Origin of the sequence: Clostridium sp. 1001283B150210_160208_E6, from assembly GCF_015669365.1 — a bacterium.
GTDB classification, from domain to species: Bacteria; Bacillota; Clostridia; order Clostridiales; family Clostridiaceae; genus Clostridium; species Clostridium paraputrificum.
The window spans coordinates 29424-54434 of the sequence record NZ_JADPAA010000005.1 but is presented as its reverse complement, the minus strand read 5'-3'; the positions used below and the strand labels follow the sequence as shown (position 1 = coordinate 54434).

27 protein-coding genes and 2 riboswitches are annotated in these 25011 nt (G+C 29.4%); of the genes, 7 read left to right on the top strand and 20 right to left on the bottom strand.

Annotated elements, in window-relative coordinates; translation table 11 throughout:
• Window positions 1–3: 3 nt before the first annotated feature.
• A riboswitch (Lysine riboswitch) is annotated at window positions 4–168 on the bottom strand.
• A gap of 85 nt (window positions 169–253) precedes the next feature.
• The 3 genes from I4V16_RS07320 to sfsA all read right to left on the bottom strand — a co-directional run bounded on the left by I4V16_RS07320 (window position 254) and on the right by sfsA (window position 2318).
• A complete protein-coding gene (locus I4V16_RS07320; protein ID WP_049179998.1) occupies window positions 254–925 on the bottom strand; it encodes a hydrolase in 672 nt (223 codons plus the stop codon).
• Window positions 926–1077: 152 nt separating this feature from the next.
• Window positions 1078–1572 carry an NUDIX domain-containing protein gene (locus I4V16_RS07315; RefSeq protein ID WP_099329320.1) on the bottom strand — a complete coding sequence of 165 codons (495 nt, stop codon included), beginning with the start codon at window positions 1570–1572 and terminating at the stop codon, window positions 1078–1080.
• A 53-nt stretch (window positions 1573–1625) separates the two neighbouring features.
• Window positions 1626–2318: a DNA/RNA nuclease SfsA gene (sfsA, locus tag I4V16_RS07310; RefSeq protein ID WP_099329319.1), complete on the bottom strand. Its 693-nt coding sequence runs from the start codon at window positions 2316–2318 to the stop codon at window positions 1626–1628.
• 426 nt (window positions 2319–2744) lie between these two features.
• Between sfsA and I4V16_RS07305 the strand changes: the two genes are divergently transcribed.
• The 3 genes from I4V16_RS07305 to I4V16_RS07295 are packed head-to-tail and all read left to right on the top strand — an operon-like array spanning window position 2745 to window position 4676.
• Window positions 2745–3068, top strand: a complete 324-nt coding sequence (locus I4V16_RS07305; protein ID WP_027097232.1) for a PadR family transcriptional regulator — start codon at window positions 2745–2747, stop codon at window positions 3066–3068.
• Window positions 3061–3744: a DUF1700 domain-containing protein gene (locus I4V16_RS07300; RefSeq protein ID WP_099329318.1), complete on the top strand. Its 684-nt coding sequence runs from the start codon at window positions 3061–3063 to the stop codon at window positions 3742–3744. The genes I4V16_RS07305 and I4V16_RS07300 overlap by 8 nt, the downstream gene beginning before the upstream one ends.
• Window positions 3744–4676 (top strand): DUF4097 family beta strand repeat-containing protein, encoded by a 933-nt coding sequence (locus I4V16_RS07295; RefSeq protein WP_099329317.1) that lies wholly within the window; start codon window positions 3744–3746, stop codon window positions 4674–4676. The genes I4V16_RS07300 and I4V16_RS07295 overlap by 1 nt, the downstream gene beginning before the upstream one ends.
• A gap of 30 nt (window positions 4677–4706) precedes the next feature.
• Here the strand turns inward: I4V16_RS07295 and I4V16_RS07290 are convergent, their stop codons facing one another.
• The 3 genes from I4V16_RS07290 to msrB form a co-directional block, all read right to left on the bottom strand.
• Window positions 4707–5126 carry a hypothetical protein gene (locus I4V16_RS07290; protein WP_111917976.1) on the bottom strand — a complete coding sequence of 140 codons (420 nt, stop codon included), beginning with the start codon at window positions 5124–5126 and terminating at the stop codon, window positions 4707–4709.
• A 97-nt stretch (window positions 5127–5223) separates the two neighbouring features.
• Window positions 5224–5907, bottom strand: coding sequence for a peptidoglycan recognition family protein (locus I4V16_RS07285; protein ID WP_111937449.1), 684 nt, complete (start codon window positions 5905–5907; stop codon window positions 5224–5226).
• Window positions 5908–5949: 42 nt separating this feature from the next.
• Window positions 5950–6396, bottom strand: coding sequence for a peptide-methionine (R)-S-oxide reductase MsrB (gene msrB, locus I4V16_RS07280; RefSeq protein ID WP_049180005.1), 447 nt, complete (start codon window positions 6394–6396; stop codon window positions 5950–5952).
• 89 nt (window positions 6397–6485) lie between these two features.
• Between msrB and lnt the strand changes: the two genes are divergently transcribed.
• Complete coding sequence (gene lnt / locus I4V16_RS07275; RefSeq protein ID WP_111937448.1) at window positions 6486–8012, top strand: apolipoprotein N-acyltransferase; 1527 nt, start codon at window positions 6486–6488, stop codon at window positions 8010–8012.
• A 36-nt stretch (window positions 8013–8048) separates the two neighbouring features.
• Here the strand turns inward: lnt and I4V16_RS07270 are convergent, their stop codons facing one another.
• The 8 genes from I4V16_RS07270 to I4V16_RS07235 form a co-directional block, all read right to left on the bottom strand.
• Window positions 8049–8954, bottom strand: a complete 906-nt coding sequence (locus tag I4V16_RS07270; RefSeq protein WP_099329316.1) for a BadF/BadG/BcrA/BcrD ATPase family protein — start codon at window positions 8952–8954, stop codon at window positions 8049–8051.
• A gap of 9 nt (window positions 8955–8963) precedes the next feature.
• Window positions 8964–10055 (bottom strand): MupG family TIM beta-alpha barrel fold protein, encoded by a 1092-nt coding sequence (locus tag I4V16_RS07265; protein ID WP_195617271.1) that lies wholly within the window; start codon window positions 10053–10055, stop codon window positions 8964–8966.
• The gene (locus I4V16_RS07260) at window positions 10043–11302 is read right to left on the bottom strand and encodes a PTS transporter subunit EIIC (RefSeq protein ID WP_195617272.1); all 1260 of its coding nucleotides are present in this window, start codon (window positions 11300–11302) and stop codon (window positions 10043–10045) included. The genes I4V16_RS07265 and I4V16_RS07260 overlap by 13 nt, the downstream gene beginning before the upstream one ends.
• The gene (gene anmK, locus I4V16_RS07255; RefSeq protein ID WP_195617273.1) at window positions 11303–12457 is read right to left on the bottom strand and encodes an anhydro-N-acetylmuramic acid kinase AnmK; all 1155 of its coding nucleotides are present in this window, start codon (window positions 12455–12457) and stop codon (window positions 11303–11305) included.
• A gap of 55 nt (window positions 12458–12512) precedes the next feature.
• On the bottom strand, window positions 12513–13412 hold the full coding sequence (gene murQ, locus I4V16_RS07250) for an N-acetylmuramic acid 6-phosphate etherase (protein WP_195617274.1): 900 nt from the start codon (window positions 13410–13412) through the stop codon (window positions 12513–12515).
• Between the two features lie 42 nt (window positions 13413–13454).
• On the bottom strand, window positions 13455–14489 hold the full coding sequence (locus tag I4V16_RS07245) for a MupG family TIM beta-alpha barrel fold protein (protein ID WP_195617275.1): 1035 nt from the start codon (window positions 14487–14489) through the stop codon (window positions 13455–13457).
• 12 nt (window positions 14490–14501) lie between these two features.
• Complete coding sequence (locus tag I4V16_RS07240; RefSeq protein WP_195617276.1) at window positions 14502–15788, bottom strand: PTS transporter subunit EIIC; 1287 nt, start codon at window positions 15786–15788, stop codon at window positions 14502–14504.
• A gap of 169 nt (window positions 15789–15957) precedes the next feature.
• Window positions 15958–17013 carry a serine hydrolase gene (locus tag I4V16_RS07235; protein ID WP_195617277.1) on the bottom strand — a complete coding sequence of 352 codons (1056 nt, stop codon included), beginning with the start codon at window positions 17011–17013 and terminating at the stop codon, window positions 15958–15960.
• Window positions 17014–17136: 123 nt separating this feature from the next.
• Between I4V16_RS07235 and I4V16_RS07230 the strand changes: the two genes are divergently transcribed.
• The gene (locus I4V16_RS07230; protein WP_195617278.1) at window positions 17137–17355 is read left to right on the top strand and encodes a hypothetical protein; all 219 of its coding nucleotides are present in this window, start codon (window positions 17137–17139) and stop codon (window positions 17353–17355) included.
• Window positions 17356–17445: 90 nt separating this feature from the next.
• Here I4V16_RS07230 and I4V16_RS07225 read toward each other — a convergent pair whose 3' ends face one another.
• From I4V16_RS07225 to I4V16_RS07210, 4 genes are all read right to left on the bottom strand, one after another.
• The gene (locus I4V16_RS07225) at window positions 17446–18282 is read right to left on the bottom strand and encodes a MurR/RpiR family transcriptional regulator (RefSeq protein ID WP_195617279.1); all 837 of its coding nucleotides are present in this window, start codon (window positions 18280–18282) and stop codon (window positions 17446–17448) included.
• Window positions 18283–18352: 70 nt separating this feature from the next.
• Entirely contained in the window at window positions 18353–19528 is a 1176-nt protein-coding gene (locus tag I4V16_RS07220; protein WP_195966612.1) for a cation:proton antiporter, read from the bottom strand.
• Between the two features lie 61 nt (window positions 19529–19589).
• Window positions 19590–19649, bottom strand: a riboswitch (Fluoride riboswitch).
• A gap of 36 nt (window positions 19650–19685) precedes the next feature.
• The gene (locus tag I4V16_RS07215; RefSeq protein ID WP_242979718.1) at window positions 19686–20588 is read right to left on the bottom strand and encodes a cation transporter; all 903 of its coding nucleotides are present in this window, start codon (window positions 20586–20588) and stop codon (window positions 19686–19688) included.
• A gap of 184 nt (window positions 20589–20772) precedes the next feature.
• The gene (locus I4V16_RS07210; RefSeq protein WP_207738409.1) at window positions 20773–21474 is read right to left on the bottom strand and encodes an arginase; all 702 of its coding nucleotides are present in this window, start codon (window positions 21472–21474) and stop codon (window positions 20773–20775) included.
• Between the two features lie 150 nt (window positions 21475–21624).
• Here I4V16_RS07210 and I4V16_RS07205 point away from each other — a divergent pair, with 150 nt between their 5' ends.
• Together I4V16_RS07205 and I4V16_RS07200 are read left to right on the top strand one after the other, a co-directional pair.
• Window positions 21625–21924: a hypothetical protein gene (locus I4V16_RS07205; RefSeq protein ID WP_049180026.1), complete on the top strand. Its 300-nt coding sequence runs from the start codon at window positions 21625–21627 to the stop codon at window positions 21922–21924.
• A 156-nt stretch (window positions 21925–22080) separates the two neighbouring features.
• On the top strand, window positions 22081–22395 hold the full coding sequence (locus I4V16_RS07200; RefSeq protein WP_153061830.1) for a hypothetical protein: 315 nt from the start codon (window positions 22081–22083) through the stop codon (window positions 22393–22395).
• A gap of 228 nt (window positions 22396–22623) precedes the next feature.
• Here I4V16_RS07200 and rlmD read toward each other — a convergent pair whose 3' ends face one another.
• Both rlmD and I4V16_RS07190 read right to left on the bottom strand, forming a co-directional pair.
• Window positions 22624–23994, bottom strand: coding sequence for a 23S rRNA (uracil(1939)-C(5))-methyltransferase RlmD (gene rlmD / locus I4V16_RS07195; protein ID WP_195966611.1), 1371 nt, complete (start codon window positions 23992–23994; stop codon window positions 22624–22626).
• Between the two features lie 66 nt (window positions 23995–24060).
• A complete protein-coding gene (locus I4V16_RS07190; protein WP_099329310.1) occupies window positions 24061–24423 on the bottom strand; it encodes a DUF1540 domain-containing protein in 363 nt (120 codons plus the stop codon).
• Window positions 24424–25011 lie beyond the last annotated feature (588 nt).

Genomic DNA, 25011 nt, shown 5'->3' with positions numbered 1-25011 from the left:
AATGTACCTTGTAGCTCATCACACTTTGTGACAGTTATATATATATTCTATATATAACCAGAAAAAGCATCTGCAAATACTATTTCTTCGGCCTAACACCTTTCATTAATCTTCTTCATCTGCCGACTCTGATTAACTACTATTTGCTTTGGCACCTCTACCCTAGGCATATTCCTGCTATATTATTTTACTCAAGGTTTAAACTTATGATACCATATTTTTCACTTATTTCAATATTTTTATCCACATTCTTCTAAAATTCTCTATACTTATCCATCAATTCACTCATTACCTCTGCTGTAGTTGGTGGAGTATATGTTATAGCATTTGCTCCTGCTAATATTGTCTCTTTAATACTTTCCCTTGTTGGACCACCTGTAGCTATAACAGGGAACTCTGGGAACTGCTCTTTTATCTTTCTTACTATCTTAGGAGTATTCTTTCCTCCTGATACATTCAAAATTGTAGCTCCTGATTCAATTCTTTCAGCTATATTTTCATATTCAGATACTATTGTAACAACTACAGGTATATCTATAGTTGCTCTTACTTTCCTAACTACTTCATTTGATGTAGGAGAATTTACAACTACACCCATTGCACCTTTAAACTCTGCATCCATAGCAAGATTTACAACTCTTTTCCCTTGAGTTATTCCTCCTCCTACTCCACAAAATACAGGTACATCAGCTGCCATTATTAGCGCTTCCGTAATAAGAGGCTGTGGGGTAAATGGATAAACTGCGATAATAGCATCTGCATTGGTATTTCTTATAATTGCTACATCTGTAGTAAATAATAATGATTTAATTCTCTTGCCAAATATTTTTATTCCTCCACAATTTCTGATTTCAGGTGGAACTTCAACCACATGATTTCTTAAAGTCCCCTTAATTTCAGGAAGGAATTTGCTTTCTTTCTCCATTCCCTACACTCCCTTTTAATTATTATGTTATTTCCTAAATATATTATAAGATATTAATTGAGTATTTTTATAAAAAATATATTAATTTTATAAATAAAAATTATACTCTTATACTACTTTACCCAAAAAGAGATCCTAGCTAGACTAAGATCTTATCTTTTTAAAATATCTAGTACTTTTTTAATAACCTTTTTTCCTATTACATCTTCACTCATTAATTCTAAAGACTTATTGAGTTTTTCCCAAGAAACAGCTTCAACTTCATCAGATTTGATTATATGTCCATCCTTATAAAAGGCCATAAATGTAAGCATCAACAATTCCTTACCTTCTACATATTCCGTTCCTAAGAATCTAACATTATCAATTTTTATTCCAGTTTCCTCTAAAACTTCTCTATGAACTGTATCCTCTGCCTTTTCATCTATACCTATATACCCTGAAATAAGAACTCTAGAATTCTTATAAATATAACTTTGCTTTAATAATAAAACTTCATCATCTTTAATTACAGCCACCATAATGCAAGGTTTAGGCACATCAAAGAATAACAAATCATCCTTTACACAATAGGGTACTCCACCTTCATCCCAACTATATTTTTCTTCTAACTTAGCTCCACACTTAGGACAATAAATAAATTTCATAGCTTACCCCCAAATACAATTATACTATTAACTATATCATAGAGAATTTTCTATCACAATATAATATCTAAAGGCTTATATAAAGTAATACCATCCTCTGTAACCCTACAAGAATAAGCAAAAATATCCACACCATTTTCATTAGCTAATCTTAAAGCTTCTGCAAACTTAGGATCTGTTTCATCATTAGGAGTAAAGGATATTACATCTTCAATTTGTATTAAAAATAATACCCCAGCCCCTCTGCCACTTTTCTTAACTTCTATTAACTCAAGTAAATGTTTTCTTCCCCTATCAGTTGGTGCATCAGGAAATCTGCATCTTCTTTCTTCTTCTAAAGTTACACCCTTTACTTCTAAATAATATTCTTCTCCATCATCATTAGATAATTTAAAATCGAACCTACTATCTCCAAAAGTTTTCTCACTTAATATATTATTATATTTTTTTAACTTTTCCACAGCTCCTAATTCTAATGCTTCTTTTACCACCTTATTAGGAATTTGTGAATCAATACTTATTAACTTATCTCCCTTAATTGCAGCTATTAAATCATACTTAGTCTTTCTATTTGGATTTAACTCCTCCCTTAGATAAACTGTACATCCAGGAATCAATATTTCTCTGCATCTTCCTGTATTAGGAACATGAACTACAATTTCTTCCCCATCAATTAATACAGATGCATTAAATCTATTAGGTCTTTTTATAAAGCTTGCTTTTATAATTTTCTTATTATATTTCATTTTTCCACCTCATTATCCACATTATCCACAGATTTAATCCACAGTTTTGTGGATTTTGTGTATAGTTATCAACAAAAATTACTATCTATATGTAACAAATTCTAACTGATAATAATTTTTTATGCAATATTCTCTATATTGTTGTAGAAATATATCTTATTCATATATATTGTGTCCACACTTATATTAATCTTAATCCCCAATTAAAATAATTTATCCACATTTTTGTTCACTTTATCCACACTATAAACAAAACCTTGTATTTATCAGCCTTCTCACTGTTAATAACTTATAATAGTTATACACATCCACTTTTTAATAAAAAATTAAGAAATCTTAACTTTATATTAAACATCATTCACTATCTTGTATTGTATAATACCAAATCATATAATATAGTTATAAAATAACATAGGAGGCTTGGTAATGAACATACAGTTAAAGAAAGGAATCTTAGAACTATGCGTCTTATCAGTACTTTCTAAAAAAGATTGCTATGGATATGAACTAGTAAATGAAATATCAAAGCATATTTCTATATCTGATGGAACTATATACCCTATTCTTAGAAGATTAACCAACGAGGGCTACTTCACAACATATTTACAGGAATCTCAAGAAGGACCACCTAGAAAATACTATCGACTTACAGAGTCTGGATATAAAATAAAAAATGAGCTAGAAAGAGAATGGTTAGACTTTCAAAACTCAGTAAACAATATTTTATTAGGAGGCTTAGAATATGAATAAAATGGAATTTTTTAAAATTCTTGAAGAAGGTTTAATAGATTTTCCTGCTCATGAATTACAAGAAATTTTATATGACTATAAAGAACACTTTTCCAATGCACAATCTGATGGAAAAACAGAAGAAGAAATAATAGAGGAACTTGGTGACCCCTATACTATAGTAAATCAATATAGAAGTAACTATATGCAAGTTTCTGCCACTAATACAGAATACGAAGATACTTATGAAGAAAAAGAACCTATCAACGAAACATACACTAATTACAGTGATGATTCCAATGAAAAATACTCTAATAATACTAATAACTCATCTAATTCTTTAATTAATACAATTCTAAAGATTTGTATGGTTATTGGTTTGTTAATATTGTTTTTCCCTATTGGAGTAGCAGGGTTAGCAACTGTATTTGGACTGGGAATAGGTTTATTAGCAATACCTTTTGCCTTTAGTATCTCAGGAATACTTATGCTTTTAGGAAAATTCGGTTTTACCATTTTAGGATTTGGAGTACCTGCATTCTTTGCTGACTTTCCTACTTCCGTGACTCTCTTAATTACTATAGGTTCAGTTTCAGCTACTTTAATATGCTTCATTCTGTTAATTTATCTTATAAAATTTATAATTTTAATAATTAAAAAGCTTATAAATAAATTATCAAATAAGGAGGGTATATAATGAAAAGCTTTATGTCTAGAAAAATGAAAATTTTTCTCTCTGTTCTTGCTATAATAAGTCTTACTTCTTATATATCTGCAGCTATTGTTCTTTATAATAGTGATTTTAAGTTATCTAATTATATAAATAAATGGAATGATGATTTTAATTTTAACTGGCACAATTATAAAAATATAGGCTCTTTAGAAAAAGAACTTTCCTCGGATATTAAAACAATAGATATTACAACTTCATCAGTTGATGTAAAAATACAATTTTATGATGGAAATGTTATAAAAATAGATGGTACTTCCTATACCTTAGGGGATATTACTATCTCAAATATAGTTAGTGATATCTCTTCGTTAAATAATACATTTACAGTAAATTTGAATACTAACGGATACAATGATATTAATATAAATATTTATGTTCCTTTAACTTACAAAAATAATATTAATATAAATTCTATAAGTGGTGACTGCGAAATTACTGGTGGAGATCTTGAAAATGTTCTTATTAATTCTAATAGCGGAGAAATTCAACTAAAAAATCTAACTTCTAAAACCTTAAAACTTCAAACTACTAGTAATGATATAGATTTATCTGATATAAAATCACTTGATTCAACCTTAAACACCTCAACTGGTGATATTAAAGTTTCAGTTTCTTCACTAGGAGAGCTTTCTTCTTCTACATCTTCTGGAGAAACCGAGTTATATCTTAACAACTTAGGAGACAAATCTACAATATCTTCTACCTCAGGAGACATAGATTTATTTATAAATGAATCTATTGGTTATGCTTTAGTATTTAGTACTTCATCAGGTAATATTGATAGTGATAGATTAACACCTAACTTTTTAAATAATAATAACTACTCTGTAACTAATGGTGATGGTAGTAAGAAGGTAGAGGTAAAAACCACAAGTGGTGAACTCTATGTAAGGTAAAAGACTCTGAATTAACAGAGTCTTTTATTTTTATTCTTTATATTTTTTCAATTTTAAATCTCTTCTTATATTATAAATATCTTCTTTGGTAAGTTGTCTATATTTTGTTGCCCATAATAATTCATCCTTCTTTACAAAGACTAATTGTCCATCTTTCTCCTTAGATATATCTCTGCACCAATATTCTAATGAATATCTACAACTACACTCAATTATTATACCGTTCTTTTTATTTTTTCCTATCTTGATATCAAAACATTGTCTTCTTTTTAAATAATTAAAAAATTCTATAGGGGTATCAGCTAACTTTTCTTCACTTATAAATTCATCTAGAAAAATACAATTAGATGTATCTGAAAATGCTCCAAGTTTTATTATATCTATATTATTTGAGAATAAATACTCTTTACAATAGGAATATAAATATAAAGTATATAAATCTAGCTGCATAAATACACCACCCAAAAGATAATTATATTTTAATTATACAATATTTTCCTTAGGCGTTCTATAAAATTGTCTTTATTTTCTAATTTTTCTGAAAATTCTATTTTTCTCCTAATCTTATAAGTTCATCAGCTACTTTTTCTTGTATTTCCTTTATATTAAAGTTCTTTCCAGGACATAGTGTATTATAAACATCCTTATGCCTCTCAGATTCTTCAATGTTATATTTTATTATCATATCTGCTGAGAGCTTTACTAATGAATTCATTTGTTTATATGTAATTAATTCCTCTTCAAAATTTCCTTCTAAACATATACCTATACTATCTCTGTTTCTCCCTTTAGCATGAGCACCTATCATTTCTTCTTTTCTACCTCTATATATTGTTCCATCTTTTCTAATATAGAAATGATATCCTATACCACTCCATCCCCTTTGTAAGTGCATATCATGTATTTGTTCTGGAGACAAATTAGAGGATGCTGAATGATGATAAATAATATATTTGGGTTTATTTCCTAGTTCAATCCCATCTCCCCAGTTGTAATCTATATTTTGTATATTTAGTTCCTTCTCATAGTCTTTCCTTAAGTCCCTTAAGTCCTCTAATACATATCTACCTTTTCCCATATTATATAAATAATCAACTTTATTTTTAGAATGTCCATAAATTATAATACCTAAAATAGATATTATTAACAGAAGCGAAACTATATAAGTTCTTTTTCTTCTCCTTTTCATTATCCTTTGATAATCTATTCTCTTTATTTCTAGCTGTTCCATAATCGCTCCTCCATTCTTATGTAAAATTATACCATATATATTTTACAACAAATGTAGATATTCTTCATACCCTTTCTTTTTCATTTCTTCTTTTGGTATAAACTTTAAAGCTGAAGAATTGATACAATATCTTAGTCCACCTAACTCCTCAGGGCCATCACAAAATACATGTCCTAAATGTGCATCTCCGGTTTTACTTCTAACCTCTGTTCTAACCATTCCATGACTTCTATCTACTTTTTCATTAATCAACTTTCTATCTATAGGTTTTGAAAACGCAGGCCATCCACACCCTGAATTAAACTTATCAGTAGAAATAAATAGTGGTTCTCCTGTAGTTATATCCACATATATCCCCTCTTCATAATTATCATTGTATCTATTTCTAAAGGGATATTCAGTACCATTCTCTTGAGTTACTCTATACTCTTCCTCTGATAAAACCTTTTTAAGTTCTTCCTTACTCTTTTTTCTATATTTATTAGTCATTATTTCTCCTCCTTACCTTTTCTTTAATTTATTATCTGTTTTAATGAATTTTTTATTATATTACACAAAAACTATATTGGGTGATTTTAATGTATATATTTATTTGTCCTGCTATCTCAGCAATTTTAACTGCCTTACCTTTTTATTTTCAAAAGTTATGGCCTATTATTTTTTTAAGCTTAATTCCATTTTTATATTATTTAATGAAAAATAAGCTTTCTAAGTCAAATGCCTTCTTATACGGCTTTATATATGGCTTTATCTTTTATTTATTTGCAGTTCATTGGCTATGGTATCTATACCCACTTACCAACTTTGGATTTAATAAATTATCAAGTTTCTTTATTATCCTTGGTTGCTGGTTGTTTATTAGCATCTATGAAGGAGCTTTGTTTTCTCTAATAAGTTTTTTATTAAATATATTAAATTTAGGAGCAATTCAAAGAGCTTTCTTTATATCAAGCTTATGGACTTTTTTAGAATGGTTTCAAGGTTTAGGGTCATTGGGGTTCCCTTGGTTTACTCTTTCTCTCCCCTTAACTAACTGTCCATTCCTTATACAGATAGCATCCATATTTGGAAGCTTATTTATTTCATTTTTTATAGTTTTTATAAACTGTATTTTTTCAATAATTATACTTAACAAAAATAACAGAAAAAGGTCCTTAACAATATTATGTATATCAGTACTTTTTATTACAATAGGTAACTATATATGTTTAAACATAGGAAATGATAAATATACAACTATTGACTATTCTATTATTCAAGGGAATGTCTCCTCTTATAATAAGATTAAGGAAAAGTTTGTAAAAGATAATTTAGATACATATATATCGTTAACTAATGAATCTTTTAAAGACAATCCTAATATTCAATTAGTTATATGGCCAGAAACAGCTGTACCAATATATTTAAATAAAAATGAGGATGTATATAACTTATATAAAGAAATTGCAATAAAAAATAAATCTAATTTACTAGTAGGAGCTTTTACATTTTCTGATTTTAAAAAGTACAATGCTTTATACTGTTTTAATCCTGATGGAAATGTTTCAGGCATATATAGAAAAGGGCACTTAGTTCCTTTTGGAGAATTTATTCCTTTCTCAAATATGATATTTAAAACCTTTCCTAAATTAAAAGAATTAAAGGCTTTTTCAGATAACTTACAGGGAGATGAAAACACTCCTACAATAAAAGCTAGTTTCGGAACAATAGGACCATTTATTTGCTTTGAATCCGTTTTTTCTGACATACCTAAAAGCGAAATAAAAAAGGGAGCGCAAATATTCTGTGTAGCCACCAATGATTCATGGTTTAAGGAATCAAAACAGCTTGAACAACATCTTAGCCATTCTGTATTGCGTGCAATTGAATTGAATAGGTATATACTTATCTCCGCTAATACTGGAATATCTGCAGCCATAGATAATAAAGGTACAATATTAAATACAGTTGAAAAATCTACTTCAGGGTATATAACTGGAACCGCAAACTTAATTGATAATAGAACACTTTATTCTTATTATGGGAACATCCCTATACTAACCTTCTGTATTTTTATAATATCTTTTCAATTTTTAAAAAGTAAATATCTATATAAAAAGTGTTGAGCCATTTTCATAGCTCAACACTTTCTTAAATTTATTTTATTTTTCTTCTATCCCATAAAGATATGCTCCATACTCTGGGGTATATAAAGGAGCTTTTAATCTGCCCCTTTTATTCATATATTTCATAATTGGTGTCTTTATTAGTTCTTCTGATTTGAATACACCACCAATATAGGAAACAGGTACATTATCTTCTTTAAAGTCAAGCAAAAGTAAATTAATTAATTCAGCAATTTCTTTTCCTGCATCATTAAATATTGAAATAGCTACTTTATCATTTTTTTCTGCTGCCTTTGAACAAATTAATGAAAACTTAGCAATCTCTTCTCTCTTGAATTTAAGATTCTCATTAACATAAGAAATTAGCTCATAAGGATCACCAAAGCCACATTCATTCATAACTATATTATATAGTTCTCCTTTAGGTAGTCTTCCATCAGCTTCTTTTGAAAAAGCATTTAATGTTTTGTTACCTATCCAATAAGCACTACCTTCATCACCTATACTGAATCCCCAGCCACCTGATCTTTTAGTCTTGCCTTTATTAATAGAGAATGCGATAGATCCAGTTCCTGCTATTACTACTATTCCATCCTTCCCACCTAGAGCACCCTTCATTGCAATCTCAACATCATTATGTAATAAGTACTTAATACCATTGCATGCTTTTTCTACTGAACTTTCTATATTTGCTCTTATTTCAGGGTTTTTACCATAGCCTGCTAATCCAAAAGAAACTATTAAATCCTCTTTTTCAATCTCCACTGGAGAATTTTCTAATATATTATTAATTCCTTCCTTAATAACACTATACAATCCTTCATATCCAACCTGCATAAAGTGACAAGTACCTAAAATCACCTTATATAGTACATTCCCTTCATGGTTAAATAATGAGAATAATGTTTTGGTACCACCTGCATCCACTCCAATATAGTACATATTTACCTCCTATACACTCTGAAAGCTAAACTTTTGCCATGGCTTTATTTCTTTTAAAATAAATACTTCATCTTCTACAATATGACCTACCACATTGCTTCTACCACTATTATCCATTTCATTTAATACTATCTGTAATTCTCCTGCATAGTGTCCATATTCACTACTTTCAATTATTATATCTCCTGGCCTTAAAATATCTGGAGTATTAAATACTTTAAACTCATGGTTCTTATACTTAACTCTACTTTGAGTAGAACGTATCATATTGTCGCTCTTATCTCCCCTATTAAAATGTAATTCATCTAAAATTATCTTTTTTTCTATTTCTGGAAGATTATCAACTAAATTTACATTAAAAGTAACCATATCCCTACGCATTTTTGACAATTCATTTATTTCCTCTTTCGTTGGATAACAATTAGAAATTATTATATCATCAATGCATCCTAAAGCAATTAAATGCTTAGCTTGTACCTGAATTGGTAAATTTCTATGAATCTCTAAAGTAGGTAATCCATCTGTTACAGGCCAAGGTCCAAAAGCTTCACTACTTTGTGAAGTAATAAATGCTGCTGTTCTTAATCCATACTTTTTAAACCTAGCTGTGCAATCTAAAAAGTGTTGTAAGTTTAATCCACTATATCTATGAGGATAAAAATTATGGCAAGCAATTAAATTATATTTATTAGGCATATAATCCATTATAGTATCAATATAATTTGTATTATTACTCATATTTATTTCAATCTTCAACTCTTGAGGATTGAAAGTCATAATTGATTCTTCACTTCCACTATAACCTGCATCTAAACGTACTCCATCTGCTCCTATCTCTTTAAAAAATGTTAAATCATTATAACTAATTCCTAACTTTGTAAATACCTTTGGACTTACATCTACTATTATTTCAAATCCTTTTTTTGAGGCATATTCATTTATGCTTTTAAAAGTCTTTTTAATATTTTCTTTATCTTCTTCTGCTGAAAGAAGACATGAAAAAATTCTGCTAAAGCCTGCCTCATGTGCTTCGTCTATATATTTTAATATTCTTTCCTTAGTAGACTTCTCTGGATAAATCGAAATTCCTAGCTTACGCATTTTTTATTCTCCTCGCAAAATAATTTATTATCATATGATTTAAAAAATGGATAATATACAATTACTGATATTATTATTTGTATAGCACATAAAATAATAGCTGATATATCTCCACCTGTAGATATGAAAGCTCCTATTGGGGCTGGAAGTACCCATGGTACTAATATAAATGGGGCATTTACCAATCCACTATTCATGGCAAACCAACCTACTGTTCCAGATATAAGTGGTGCTATTAAAAATGGTATCATTATATCTTTATTACATGATATAGGTGTACCAAATATCACGCCTTCATTTATATTAAACAAAGATGATATAAATGTACTCTTTCCGATATCCTTAAGATGACTACTCTTAGATAAGTATCTCATCAAAAGTACAAGTCCTATAGTGCATCCAGATCCGCCCACCCATATAAACCATTGATAAAATATTTCATTAGCTATATATGGACAAGCAAATCCATTTATTTGGGCAAATGCATTTAAGAATATCATTTGAAACCAAAAAGGTCTAATTAAAGTACCTATTACAGCTACTCCATGTATACCTAGAATCCAGAATAAGCAAGTAATTACTACTATTAATACCATACCCAAATATGACCCTATAAAGTTCATTACTATAGTTAATATATTACTTATAGGGGTAATCCAATTAACAGATATTAAATTAGCAAATATAGTTATTATCATAACCACAAAAAAAATAGAAATAATTCCATCTAAGTATTCTATAGCAGCTACGGGAACTTCTTTTAAATTTAATTTCTTTAGGCTTATCTTAGAAAACAATCTATACAACTCTACAGATATAATTGAAATTATAATTGTAGGAAAATACGATAAAAATAAATATTCATAAATGCTTATATTTGTCTTCCCAAAGTTAATATATTGAACATACAAAATTAAAATAGTTGAAAAAATAGATATAAATCCAACCTTTTTTCCATCAAGTCCATAAGAAATACTTAATTCTGATCCTATTCCATATGAAATATAGATAAATAATATAGCATTGAAAAGAAAATATGGAAGTACTAAAACCGCCTTATTATCTTGTATTAAACCACTATTAAATCTCATTCCTAAAGAAATAATTAATAAAAATGTACCTAATACTGTTAACAATGGCATTGCTCCTATTATTGCCATCTTTATAGCCTTCAAATGCCTTTGCCCAGATAAAAACATTATAGGTGCTGATAGTTTCTCGTTTAACTTTTCTGCTAATTCATTCATTTAATTTCCTCCTACAAAAGGACATTCGCATATAGACCCGAGTACAACCTTTTCCCTTGCTCCGGTAGCACTTGGTACATTAGAAAAACTTCTATGTATCGTTTCATTTCCTAATATAACAAAAGCAATTGCTTCTTTTGCATCACTTGAATATCCTTCTTCCTCTTGAGTTACCACTTGAATTTCAGGTAATAATCCTCTTAAATAGTTTAGTAATGTAGAATTATGTGCACCCCCGCCACCTATAATAACTTTATTAATGACATGCTTATCTAAAATAAAATTCTTATAATTTTCTGCTATAGATTTTGCTGTGAACATAGTTACAGTCGAAACAATGTCTTCCTTTTTAATAGAATTAAATTTCTTAAGTAACTCTTCTACATATTGTTCTCCAAACTCTTCCCTACCTGTTGTTTTAGGTGGAATAGCATCTATATAAGGATTAGACATCATAAACTCCAGCATCTCTTCATTTACATTACCTATGGCTGAAGTTTCTCCATTTAAATCATATCTTTTATTGAAGAGTCTAAACATTACCTCATCAATAATCATATTACCAGGTCCAGTATCAAAGGCATAAATTTCATCAACTCCTGCATTCTTAGGAATCACTGTTACATTACCTATTCCTCCTATATTTTGAAGCAGCACTCCTTCTCCCTTGCTTCCATAAAGTATATACTCACTAAATGGTACGAGTGGCGCTCCCTCCCCTCCAGCTGCCATATCCATAACTCTAAAGTTTGAAATTACTTTTTTTCCGGTTTCATAGGCTATGATAGCACTTTCCCCTATCTGTAAAGTAGATGGAATCACATCCTCACCTTTCCTTGGAATATGATAAATAGTCTGTCCATGACTAGCTATAAAATCCAATTTTGATATATCAAAGTTACTTTCTTCACATATCTTCTTAACACATTCTGCAAATAAATATCCTAATTTAAAATTTAAGCTACATATTAATCTCACATTAGAATACTCTAAACTACATGCCATTTTTATCTCTTTTTTTATATCATCTGGAATTACATAAGTATTAAATCCTATCATCTCTATTCTTGTATCTAAACCACTTCCATTTATTTTTACTAGCGCAGCATCTACGCCATCTAAGGAAGTACCTGACATTAAGCCTACGGCATACATATACTTTACCTCCTATTCGAAAAAAGACTGTATAAAAATACAGTCTTTTTAATTATTAATTATTTATAGCCTTCTTAACAAAGCCTTTACTTGCATTTAATCTCTTAACTGCCTCTTCTTTACTGCAATTTAATAGTACCATTATTATAGCTACCTTACATTCTCTATCTGATTCTTCAAATTTAATGCTTGCTGTTTCATAGGTACACCCTGTAGCCTCCATTATAATTCTTTTTGACCTTTCAAGAAGCTTCAAGTTTGTAGCTTTCATATCTACCATTAGATTTTGATATGTCTTTCCTATACCTACCATACTGGCTGTAGAAAGCATATTTAGTACTAATTTTTGAGCTGTTCCTGCCTTTAATCTTGTAGAACCAGTTATCACTTCTGGCCCAACTTCAACTTCAATAGCAACATCAGCAATTTTTCCTACTTCACTATTCGGGTTACAGCTTAAACTTACAGTAAATGCTCCAATTTCCTTTGCTTTTTCTAATGCACCTATAGTATGAGGAGTTCTTCCACTAGCAGCTATTCCAACTACTACATCATTGCTTTTAACTTCTGCATCCACTATATCTTTTGCTCCCTGTTCCTTTTCGTCTTCGGCACCCTCTTTAGCCTTAACAAAAGCACTTGGACCTCCTGCTATTAATCCCATTACCTCGGTGGTAGTTCCAAATGTAGGAGGACATTCTACTGCATCAAGCACTCCTAAACGTCCACTTGTACCAGACCCTATATATATTAACCTTCCATTATTGTTTAATGCCTCTATAATATGCTTTACAGCTTCTTCTATTTCAGGAAGTGCTTTTTTAACGCTCTCGGCAACTGTAGAATCCTCTTCATTCATTACTTTTAAAAAGCTAGAAATGCTCATTTCGTCGAGTCCCATAGTTTTCTGATTTCTTTTTTCTGTGATTAAATGAGTGATTTTTACTTCTGACATTGGGAACCTCCTTAGTTTTTTATCTTCTTATATACTTATTTTCTAAATTCTAACGAACCTAATCTTTGTCTTATAATCCAGATATTCTAGTAAATCTACATATTCAGGATGTATAAAACCAATAGTATTAACTCTGGCATCAGTTTCAAAATCTTTTTTAAGTAATTGAATCTCTCCACAATATCTACCCATAAGCTCATTATCTATAGTTATAGAGCCTCTTCTACGGAATCCATTGTTATATGGTCTGATTCCAGATGTTCTTGGTGTAATTAAACGTAAAACTGATTCTGAAAAATCTTTACGACAAGTATATTCCTCTTTATATAAATACTCATACTCTTTTTCAAAATGAGCTTTTATAGTTATTACTTTATCTTCTATATATCTATTTATATATTCTAATGTTTCTATCTTAGCTTTACTGTCCCCTATTAACACATCATCTACTCCACAGTTCTTGATTAATTCCACAGCAGCAACGTATGGATGCACTTGACGATGTCTTTCTACAGTTGGCAAACCTTCATATAATGGAAAACGCTTTAAATCATCTCCTGGTACAAAAGCTTGTACCTTTAAACCATATTCCTTAAACACCCTATTCTTCTCTTTAAAATAATCTAGTCCAAGTCCTGTATTATTTCTAGGATAAAAATTATGAGTTAAAGAAATATTTGTAAAGTCTACTTGAGCTTCTTTTGCCTCTTTTAAATATTCCTCATTAACAACACTTGCATTTAGCATTAATTTGAAATTCTTTGATAACTCCTTTATAGTATCAAAGTCATCAAATCCATAATCTAGTCTTAATGCCTTAAATCCTAATTCTTTTAATTTCTTATAATCCTTAGGTGGAACATTCAACTTTTCAAAAGTTACTGGAGATACATCCGGAACTATTTCTAAATCTAGACTTCTACAAGTTTCTAAAAATATTGGCATCTTTTTATCTAATTCCGAATAATCTTCCTCTGGAATATGAAGTGATGTAAAAATATATTTTGCACCTATCTTTGCTGCTTTTTCAAGATAATCATAATCTAAATCTTGAAAGTAAACTGAGATTCCTAACATATTCTCCTCCTACTATTTACCATCTATTGGTAATAACTCATCTTTTAAATCATTCTTTTCCATAGCTTTTACGAATGGCCAGAATACAACTGCTAATATAACCCATGTTGCTATAACAAAAAGTGCTGCTGCAAAACTACCATTAGTAGATAAGAATGCTTTTATTGGGGCTGGTGTTATCCATGGTACTGTTAAGACTGGTACTGGTAAAATACCTGTTGATACTAACACAACTGCTACAACTGCAATTACCATATAACTTAAAACAAATGGAATCATCATTAATGGATTCATAACTATTGGTAATCCAAAGATTAATGGTTCCCCAATATTAAATAAAGCCGCTGGTAATGATAATACTCCTAATGCTTTAATACGTTTTGACTTAGAGAAGCACATAATAGCTGATAAAGGTGCTAGCCCTATCCAAATATAGTTGTCATAAAATACACCACTAAATAAATGTGGTAATGATTCACCAGCAGCCATAGCAGCTTGGTTAGCAACATTCATTTGAGTCCAAATTGGTGATGCAACTGAACCTACTACGTTACCTCCATGTATACCAACTGACCAAAGTATACGATTTAAGAAGCTTGATGTCATTACTGTAGCTACACTATCACCTGCGCTTACTAGCGGTTGGAATGCATTCATAATGATTTGTGGTAAATTAATATTAAGTACAACTCTAATTACCCACCAGAAAGTAACTATTAATAGTGATGGTATTAAAGCGACAAAAGCTTGTGCAACCATTGGAGGAACTCCTTCTGGCATCTTTATAACTAACTTCTTACGAACAAAGAAACGATATAATTCTGCGGTAACAATTGCAATTATAAGTGCTGCAAATACTCCCTTAGGCCCTAAGAAATCTGTAGGAACCCCTGCAAAAGTTCCTGGATCTTTACCTTCAATAAAAGTTTTTACAGTTTGAGCTGGAACTATTAAAAAGAAACATGCAACTGAAAGAATTACTGGTCCTAAAATATCATTATTTTCACCATTTTTATTGTAATACTCTATAGTTGCGAAAGAAGCTGATATTACTACAAATAAACCTATGAATGATGTACCAACTCCTGATGCTGCTGCAAACTTAGCTGAAAACGTTCCAATAAAATCTTTATATCCTTGTACAGGGAATGATGCAAGTAATAAGAATAATGACCCAACAATTAATAATCCTGTAAAAGTAATAAAAGTTCTTTGAATAATTTGAACGTACCTCATTTGAGAAAATTTTATTAGCGGTGGTGCTATCTTTTCCTCAATGAATCTTGTTAATTTTTCCATGTATATTACCTCTCTCTCTTTATATTTGTAATCTATTACAATACTAAGTCTATCATATTAAAAATATTATTTCAATATATTTTTATATTTTTTGAAATAATATTTTACAACCATTAAAAATTAAGGAGGAAGTCTCAATAAAACTTCCTCCTTCAACAACATTTTTATGCTAGCTAAGTAATATTCTCATTATCTTTTCATGTATTTTCTTACGTTCTTCAATTATCTTAATATTTTCTCTTGTAGGATGTACCCTATTACTAAGTACTATTATCGAAATTTTATTTCCTTTATCAATCAACAATGATGTCCCTGTAAAACCAGTATGGAAGATGGATTCACCAGAGTTCATCGTACTGAATGGACTCCTTATATCAAAAGTAAGATAACCTAATCCTCTATTAATTTCACCAATAGGAGTTTGCGTTTTAAATAATGATTCTACTGATTTCTCACTTAAAATCCTTTTTTTATTATATTCGCCTCTATTTAAAATCATCCTTGCAAACTTACTCATATCATCTATATCCGAAAATACTCCTGCATGACCTGACACTCCTCCCATTAAATAAGCCTTTCTATCATGAACCTCTCCTCTTAATATCTTATGAAAATGTGGAGAATTTTCTGTTGGTGCACATCTATTAAATAATTTACTATCTGGTAAGTAAGAAGTATCATTCATATTTAATGGAGTAAATATGAATTCCTTGGCTATTATATCAAGAGGCTTTCTTACTATCTCTTCAATTATAAATCCAAGTAATATAAACCCTATATCTGAATATAAAACTTTTGTATTTTTTTCATATACTGAATCACAACAATATATTTTTTTTCTTATTGTCTCTTTATCTACACTTAAATCTAATTTTATATCAGCTGGCAACCCACTAGTATGAGTCAATAAATCAAAAATATTTATATTATTATTATTTCTAAATTCCGGAATTATATCTTTTACAAGAGTATCTAACTTTAATTTTCCCATATCTATTAGTTTCATAATCAATGTCGTAGTAACTAATACTTTTGTTAAAGATGCTATGTCATAAATTGTATCAATACTATTTAATTCTTCCTTTGGTAAAATTGATTTTTTCCCTACCGAAAATAAATATTCCTCATCTTCTAATAAAATAGCAACATTTGCCCCCGGAAACACTCCCCTAGAGCAACACTCCTCAATAATTAATTTAATTTCTCTTTTTTGATCTTTTCTCATTTAAATACCTCTTTTGAAATTTTATTTTACTTATATTATCTTTATATTGATATTTTATGTCAAGGTTGATAAACTATACTTATAACTAAAAATATTAATATTAAAAAGAGAGGATGATTACGAATGATAGTTGTAAACAGTGCAATAATGCAAGATAAGTTAAAAAATTTAATTGAATCCATTGATTCTCCAAAATTTACTTTTATAAAAAAGGAAGGTATAAAACTTTGTTTTTCATGCGATCTTAAAGATGATGAAGCTGCTATAGCAGTAGCAAAAAAAGCTATTAAATCAGATCCTATAGCTTCAACTCTACTAATCTCAGTAAAATCAGAAGCTTAACTTTATAGTATATATAATAATAAAAATCCAAAAGATTGCTCATATATTTTTATTTATATGAATAAATTCTTTTGGATTTTTTAATATATTTTACTTTATTTTTTCTATTATTTCTCGAGTTTTAACTATCTGCTTTTTAGTTCTTGCTATATCTTGTTTGGCAATTCCTAAATACAACAAGTCAGTTAAAATCAGAGATGCCATTCTTGATGATATAGCTCCTATTCTTAATTCTTTTTCTTCACTTGGTATATGTAAAACTAATTCTGATGCCTTAACCAAAGGGCTATTACTAAATTGAGTTATTGCTATTGTTTTTGCTCCAACTTCTTTTGCATAAAACATAGCTTCGTTTATCTCCTTTGTATTGCCACTATAACTTATTGCTATAGCCACATCATCTTTATTTATATGTCCAGCTGATGCCAATTGAATATGAGTATCTGTATGATGAATAACATTTCTATTAATTCTCGATAGTTTCTGTTGAAAATCGTTACACACAATTCCTGATGTACCAACACCAAATAGATAAATATTCTTACATCCAATTAAATACTCTATTGCTTGCTCTAAATTACTATAATTTATTAGTTTATAAGTTTTTTGCAAGGTTTGGTAATTTAAACTTAGTGTTTTATCTACTAAAGCCTTAACATCATCATCTTCTTTAATAACTTCATCAAAATATTGATTTGGTTCACTATTATCTTTTGCCAATTCAACCTTTAACTCAGTAAATCCTTTATATCCTATTTTTTTAGAAAACCTAATTACTGCTGCAGCTGATGTTTCTACTCTATCCGCAAACTCTTGAGCACTCAGCATAACCACTTCATTTTTATTATTTAAAATATAGTCTGCTAATTTTTCTTCTGTACCTGTAAAACTCCCCATACCCTCTTTTATCTTATATATGCAGCTCATTTTCTCCCCTCCTTATGTTAATTGTAAAATTTCATATATATCTTTGTCAACGCGAAATTTTATTTCATCACTAACTTATCCACTTATCTCCAAAATACTTTATTCCTACAGCCCCAAGTGGAGCAGTAACTATTATAGATAAAACTGCAATAGCTAATATTAAATTTCCTGAGGCTACCCCTGATGCAAGTGGCACTGCACCCATAGCTGCTTGAACTGTTGCTTTGGGCATAAATGAAATTATACAAAATATCTTCTCTTTTAAATTAAGGTTACTTCCCATAAGAGAAATATATACACCTATACTTCTTGCCACTAACCCTATAAATAAAACTAATAATCCTAATAATCCAGAGTGTACAATTACCTTCACATCTACTTGAGCCCCAACCAATACAAATAAAAGTATTTCCGCAAAGACCCATACCTTATTGAACTTTTCAGATATCATATTTGCTACCTTAGGATATTTATCTAGCAATACAAAACCTACTACCATAACCCCTAATAAACTAGCTACAGGTACTATATTTTTTAATATATCTTCTAAACTAGTTAATAACATACCTGATGCAAGTATTATTAACGTCTTTTCTGTATCTCTTAAGTGGAATTTCTTAAATATCCATATTAGTAATAGTGCTATTAATATACCAATTCCCCCTCCTAGTAATATAGAAATAGGTATACTAAGTAACTTTCCTGAGATACTAATATTACTTCCTCCATATAACCCTAAGAAGGTTGAAAATATAGTTATTGCAAATACATCATCTATAGATGATGCTGCTAAAATTATAGTTGGAACACCATTTTCCTTTCCTTTACCTTTATTTATTAACTCTAACATTTGAGGTACTACAACTGCAGGAGAAACTGCTGCTATTATAAAACCTAACATTCCAGCCTCAATAAAGGATATGTTTAATATATACTTACTAACAAAGGCTATAGCAAACCCTTCAATTACACATGGTAAAAAACTCATTTTTAAAGCTGTCTTCCCTACCTTTTTTAATGTGCTTCTATTAATTCCAAGACCAGCTCTTAAAAGTATAACAATTAATGCTATCTTTCTTAAATCTGGTGATATAGTAAGTATATCCTTGCTAATTAAATTCAACATATTAGGACCAACTACAATTCCTAATATAAGCATACCTAATAATCCTGGCAATTTTATAGCCTTGAATAACTTATTAAATATAAGTCCTAATGTAATAATTATTGCTAAACTTAGTACCATACTTTAACCTCCAAGTAATTTTTTACAATAAAAAAACCTACAAAATATAGACTTCAATCTATACTTTGTAGGAGTCATTAGCATAAAGCATTTAATGGCGAACTCCATCGCCCTTATTATTCCCACTTATTTTATCATTTATTATATTATATGTCTACTAAAGAGCCCACTTTTTATCTCCAGTAAAGTTTACATTCATCCACTTATCTAACTTTATACCAGACATATTCTTATAAACTCTTTCTCTTACTTTATCCATCTCTTCAAGCTCATTTAGTGTTGATTCCTCATTAAACACAAAATCAATTTCAATTCTTAATTCTCTTCCAACCTTACTTACTCTTGTAATAGAATCTTCGAAATTATAATCCTCTTCAATATCTTTTACAATTGTATATATCTTATTATTTATATCATCGTCAGCATTAACATTAACAATTTCTTTAAAACTATTTATTAGGGTTACCACGGGAACTCTAATAAATATTACAGATGATATTATAACCATAAATGGATCCACATATATTGTTAAATATGATAAAGAAGTTTTAGATAAAATAAATGATACCATAAATCCAACAAGAACTGCTGCACTTAAAATTGTATCCATAAGCCATTGGTTACTTTCTGCATTCAAAAGGTCAGATGATAACTTCTTTCCCTTTCTATCTATAACAAAATATACAGTAGCACAACCTACAGTAGATATTATCGAATACCATAATGCCATATTTGCATCCACAGGGTTTCCTCCTGCCATCACTTCTTTCACTGCATTAGTAAAAGTTGTACTACACATTATAATTAACACTATAGATTTAAAAGCTACAGTTATTGGTTCCAACATACCTTTTCCAAAAGGAAACTTTTCAAAATCATTTTTGCTTATATAATTAGTTATCCATAATGCTAGAATAGATAAAAATAAACTAATAAATGAGTATAATCCATCAAACATAATCATGCTTGATTTTATTACCATTCCCCATCCTAATCCTAATGCAGCGAAAAACAAACAACCTAAGGCTGAAAACTTCAGCATGTTTTTTTCCACTTTCATATTATTCACCTCAATTAATAATCGCTAATTCTATTATACCGTTACAATTTTTTAGGCACAACTGACTAAAACTAGTTAAATACGACACTAATATAGGGTGATACGAATTGTTACATTAATTGTAAATAACATATTAGTACCTTTTTTATATTGAAAAAGTACATATTTACATCAATATGCACCACTAGCTAAATAATAGATATTCAATTTGATCAGCTAACGTAATATTATTGATATTCCATTCTCTATCCATATATTCTTTATATTCTATTTTCTTATTTATGCCTTTTATAAATTCTCTAAACTCATTATCTAACCATGGTGCCGTCCAAGCACCAGACCTACATACATGCAATGTATTTACCTGTACTTGTGGTTCTAATTCATCAATTTCTTTATATACTATATCAAAACTTTCGTTTATTTCCTTAAAATATTCCTCTTTTTCACTTGTGTATGGACTTAATATAATATTTCCTCTTCTCACCCATCCTTCATTAAGAAGTTTTCCTAACCAATTTGCACAATTAACTTCATAATTAAGGCTTTCTAACCCTCCATACCCTAAGTCAGTATGAGAATCAAAGTTATACACTTCCTCACACTTGGTTACTTTAGCTAAATCATAAGCTATTTTATGGGAATCAGAAACTATTATTTTATCTATAGAACTAAAATTAAAATATTTACTTATGTTTGTCCAAAAATTATCCTTCTCTTTTCCAACAACCATTTCTTTAGTTATATCTATACCACATTGTTTTTTCTCTAAATATAATTTATACCAATGCTTGTCTATATTTCTCCTATTCTCTAGATAAGATAAATTAAAATAACCTACATATGGCATAAAATAATCCCAATCTATAGTTAAGAGCGCCTTCATAATAATCACATTCTCCTTATATTAAAAAACATTTCTTACTTTTATTATATACTTCCTATATATTCCAATCAAATGTATAGTGTAACATTACCCCAATAATTTACATAGTATATACAAGCAAAACCTTTAAGAGAATTAGGAGGAGAACCAATGAGAGATTTATGTGAATGCAGTGATTTTGAGAAAAATTGCTGTTGTGAAAATAATAGTCAAGATCCATGTTCAACCATAAAAAATGTTCAAAACGATTTATGCGATATGAAAGCTAGCCTAGCAGAAACAAAAGCTAACTTGCTCAACCTTGTTAGAATTATGTGCATTTGCAATGGATGCATTTGTGATGAAGAAAAAGAGTTATTATTAGCTATTGAAAGAGGAGTGAATGATGCCACTTCTACACTTGCTCAAACAAGAAAAAATATCAACTCTTTAAACAATGATATTTGCTAATTAAATAATTTAACTGATATATGTCAGAATTAATTTATTCTTTTTGACATATATCAGCACATTTAACTCTTTAATTACAAAAACGATAACCTTAATCCCCTATTATTCATACTATATATTGAATAATATTAGGAGGTTATACCTATGGATAAAAATATGTTTGATTGTCGTACTAATTCTGATGAACTGTCTTCATTATTTGAATCTCAAACTTGCCCTCAAAAACCTTGTGTTGATCCAGTAACTAAGGAATTAAGTACTTTATCTGAAGAACTATGTGATATGAGAGTTACTTTAGCAGAAACAAAAGCTAATTTATTGTTTCTAACTCAAGTTTTATGCAATTCAGGATGTATAAACGAAACTGAAAAATTCCTTCTATTGTCTTTAGATAAACAAGTTAAAGGTCTAAATTGTCACGTAGCAGATTCTCGTTGTGCAGTTGATCGTCTATATGATTTATTACACTAATTATTGTTAGTAAATAATAGTGAATAATAAAAAGTAGTCTAATTTTATTTAGACTACTTTTTATTATTATAATTATTCTTTATACTAACAACTTATACAATTACCTAACTTTCCGTTTTTTCGCAGTCCTTGACAAGTAAAGCTACATTCTCTGCAGTAGTATGCAATCAAATCTCTCCGTTCTTTGGCATACCTTGCATGGAACGTGCTATGTACTTCTCTTCGTCCTTAACAGTCCTTGACAAGTAAAGCTACGTTCTCAATATGAGATGTTTGCGGGAACATATCTACAGGCTGTACTTTAATAGTCTTATATCCTTGTTCCTCTAATATCTTTAAATCCCTTCCTAGGGTACTTGGATCACAAGATACATAAACAACTCTCTCTGGTCTAGTCTTACCAATAGCCTCTAATAACTTTATATCGCATCCCTTTCTTGGTGGGTCAACAACTATTACATCAGCTTTAATTCCATTACTAATTAAATCAGGAATAATTTCCTCTGATTTTCCCACAAAAAATTCTGCATTTTCTACATTGTTTAACTTTGCATTTTCTTTTGCATTAACTATAGCTGGCTCTATTATTTCTACCCCATAAACCTTCTTTGCTTTTTGTGATAAAAATAAGGTTATTGTTCCTGTACCACAATATGCATCAAATACAACTTCTTCACCACTTAAATTTGCAAATTCAAGAGTTTTATTATATAACACTTCAGTTTGTATTGGATTAACCTGAAAAAATGATAATGGAGATATATTAAATTTAAACTCTCCTATATAATCCTGAATTGTATCTGAACCATATAAAGTTATACACTCTGCGCCTAATATTACATTTGTATTCTTGCTATTTATATTTAAAACAATACTCTTTATCTCTTTAACATTCTCAATAATTAACTTCTTAAATTCATCTATGTAAGGGATATTTTTTGTTGTAGCTACCAAAACAACCATAACCTCTTTAGTTTTAAAACCTCTTCTAATCATGATATGTCTTAATATACCATTAGGATTAAATTCCCCATCTATTGTAGCAGGTTCTAAATTATATTTTTTAATCCATTCCTTTGTTAATACTGCTACTTTATCAGCTATCTCATCTTGTATTAAACATGTATCTATATCTATAATATTATGGCTTCTTGGAGCATAAAATCCTACAGCAATCTCCCCGTTTACTTTACCAATAGGCAATTGCACCTTATTTCTATATCTATATGGATTAATATCCATTCCCAAAGGATAACTTACCAATTCTTCTGATAAGCCACCAATCTTGCTTATACAATCTTTAACTCTTTCCCATTTAAAATCTAATTGTTTTTTATAACTCATATGCTGTATAGAACATCCACCACATCGTTTGTAATATGTACACTTCTCCACTTCTCTATCCACTGATGGTGTTATTATATCTTCCACTTTTCCATAAGCATAACTCTTTTTAACTTTAATTATCTTAACTCTAACTTTTTCTCCAGTAAGTGCTCCTGGAATAAATATTGGGTAAGTATCTATCTTTGCTATCCCTTCTCCTTCATATCCTTGAGCTACTATATCTAAAATATATTCCTTATTTTTTTCAACCACAAAAATCACCTTTCGTTTACCTAATTCCAATAAATTATATCACATAATAATAGCTCAAGTCCTTTATTATTCAACAAATGTTTCACATAAGGTTTCTCTTGGCTCTGAAGCTCTATCTCCTCTTATTGCTATATCTAAAGCTTCACACCTTCCATTTCCATTATAAAAGCAACGAGTAGCATGACATCCTATATTAGGATTCATTTTTATCTCATCCTTTGAAGAAAAAATTTGCATAAGCTCTCCCATATAATTGGTATTGGTAAATGCTGCGGTAAATTGTTCACTTACTGAATTTTCTCTAAAGCTACTACAAAATGTTTCTAAACTAGTGTTTGCATCAGTTCCTTCTATTAAAATATTTTCTGCTTCACACAAACCACCTTCATTATGAACACAAGTCCTAGCTGTACAACTTAATCTTGGCATAATAATCTCCTCCAAATAAAACAAATTTCATTTATGCTATAGAATAGTATGCTCTTTTATATAAAGATTTATTTATTTCTTTATACATTTATATATTCTTATATTTATATATTTAGGTGCTAATAGTTTATTAGGTAAAAAAAGCTATTCAACACCGCATTTTTACTATAACTTCTTAAGTTCTTAAGTTCTTAAGTTTTTAACTTTTTAAAAACTTAAGAACTTATATTTTTGCATATAAAATTTAAAATTAAAGATGCAATTCTATAAGAATTATTAGAAAATATATTACTTTATAAACTCCATCAGGAGTTTCATCAATGATTTTGCATTTTAAATTTAAATTTGGTAAATAGAACTTACCCATTAAAGCTTTTGAAACTTATCTTAGTAAAATCTTGCAGGGGCATATATTTCATTTTTTATTCTTTAGGAAGAAATAAACTAATATATCGCTAAATCGTTGAAGTTATCTACAATTTAATAATAGATATAATTTCCTAAAGAATAAAAAAAGCACCCTTTCGGGTGCAGATACAGAATCAGTTGCCATTTAATTCCATATTTCAATTATGCCTAACTTTAACT

Excerpts from the sequence above, each read along its gene's own strand:
- I4V16_RS07320 (WP_049179998.1), bottom strand. The coding sequence starts at position 925 with ATGGAGAAAGAAAGCAAATTCCTTCCTGAAATTAAGGGGACTTTAAGA.
- I4V16_RS07315 (WP_099329320.1), bottom strand. The coding sequence starts at position 1,572 with ATGAAATTTATTTATTGTCCTAAGTGTGGAGCTAAGTTAGAAGAAAAA.
- sfsA (WP_099329319.1), bottom strand. The coding sequence starts at position 2,318 with ATGAAATATAATAAGAAAATTATAAAAGCAAGCTTTATAAAAAGACCT.
- I4V16_RS07305 (WP_027097232.1), top strand. The coding sequence starts at position 2,745 with ATGAACATACAGTTAAAGAAAGGAATCTTAGAACTATGCGTCTTATCA.
- I4V16_RS07300 (WP_099329318.1), top strand. The coding sequence starts at position 3,061 with ATGAATAAAATGGAATTTTTTAAAATTCTTGAAGAAGGTTTAATAGAT.
- I4V16_RS07295 (WP_099329317.1), top strand. The coding sequence starts at position 3,744 with ATGAAAAGCTTTATGTCTAGAAAAATGAAAATTTTTCTCTCTGTTCTT.
- I4V16_RS07290 (WP_111917976.1), bottom strand. The coding sequence starts at position 5,126 with ATGCAGCTAGATTTATATACTTTATATTTATATTCCTATTGTAAAGAG.
- I4V16_RS07285 (WP_111937449.1), bottom strand. The coding sequence starts at position 5,907 with ATGGAACAGCTAGAAATAAAGAGAATAGATTATCAAAGGATAATGAAA.
- msrB (WP_049180005.1), bottom strand. The coding sequence starts at position 6,396 with ATGACTAATAAATATAGAAAAAAGAGTAAGGAAGAACTTAAAAAGGTT.
- lnt (WP_111937448.1), top strand. The coding sequence starts at position 6,486 with ATGTATATATTTATTTGTCCTGCTATCTCAGCAATTTTAACTGCCTTA.
- I4V16_RS07270 (WP_099329316.1), bottom strand. The coding sequence starts at position 8,954 with ATGTACTATATTGGAGTGGATGCAGGTGGTACCAAAACATTATTCTCA.
- I4V16_RS07265 (WP_195617271.1), bottom strand. The coding sequence starts at position 10,055 with ATGCGTAAGCTAGGAATTTCGATTTATCCAGAGAAGTCTACTAAGGAA.
- I4V16_RS07260 (WP_195617272.1), bottom strand. The coding sequence starts at position 11,302 with ATGAATGAATTAGCAGAAAAGTTAAACGAGAAACTATCAGCACCTATA.
- anmK (WP_195617273.1), bottom strand. The coding sequence starts at position 12,457 with ATGTATGCCGTAGGCTTAATGTCAGGTACTTCCTTAGATGGCGTAGAT.
- murQ (WP_195617274.1), bottom strand. The coding sequence starts at position 13,412 with ATGTCAGAAGTAAAAATCACTCATTTAATCACAGAAAAAAGAAATCAG.
- I4V16_RS07245 (WP_195617275.1), bottom strand. The coding sequence starts at position 14,489 with ATGTTAGGAATCTCAGTTTACTTTCAAGATTTAGATTATGATTATCTT.
- I4V16_RS07240 (WP_195617276.1), bottom strand. The coding sequence starts at position 15,788 with ATGGAAAAATTAACAAGATTCATTGAGGAAAAGATAGCACCACCGCTA.
- I4V16_RS07235 (WP_195617277.1), bottom strand. The coding sequence starts at position 17,013 with ATGAGAAAAGATCAAAAAAGAGAAATTAAATTAATTATTGAGGAGTGT.
- I4V16_RS07230 (WP_195617278.1), top strand. The coding sequence starts at position 17,137 with ATGATAGTTGTAAACAGTGCAATAATGCAAGATAAGTTAAAAAATTTA.
- I4V16_RS07225 (WP_195617279.1), bottom strand. The coding sequence starts at position 18,282 with ATGAGCTGCATATATAAGATAAAAGAGGGTATGGGGAGTTTTACAGGT.
- I4V16_RS07220 (WP_195966612.1), bottom strand. The coding sequence starts at position 19,528 with ATGGTACTAAGTTTAGCAATAATTATTACATTAGGACTTATATTTAAT.
- I4V16_RS07215 (WP_242979718.1), bottom strand. The coding sequence starts at position 20,588 with ATGAAAGTGGAAAAAAACATGCTGAAGTTTTCAGCCTTAGGTTGTTTG.
- I4V16_RS07210 (WP_207738409.1), bottom strand. The coding sequence starts at position 21,474 with ATGAAGGCGCTCTTAACTATAGATTGGGATTATTTTATGCCATATGTA.
- I4V16_RS07205 (WP_049180026.1), top strand. The coding sequence starts at position 21,625 with ATGAGAGATTTATGTGAATGCAGTGATTTTGAGAAAAATTGCTGTTGT.
- I4V16_RS07200 (WP_153061830.1), top strand. The coding sequence starts at position 22,081 with ATGTTTGATTGTCGTACTAATTCTGATGAACTGTCTTCATTATTTGAA.
- I4V16_RS07190 (WP_099329310.1), bottom strand. The coding sequence starts at position 24,423 with ATGCCAAGATTAAGTTGTACAGCTAGGACTTGTGTTCATAATGAAGGT.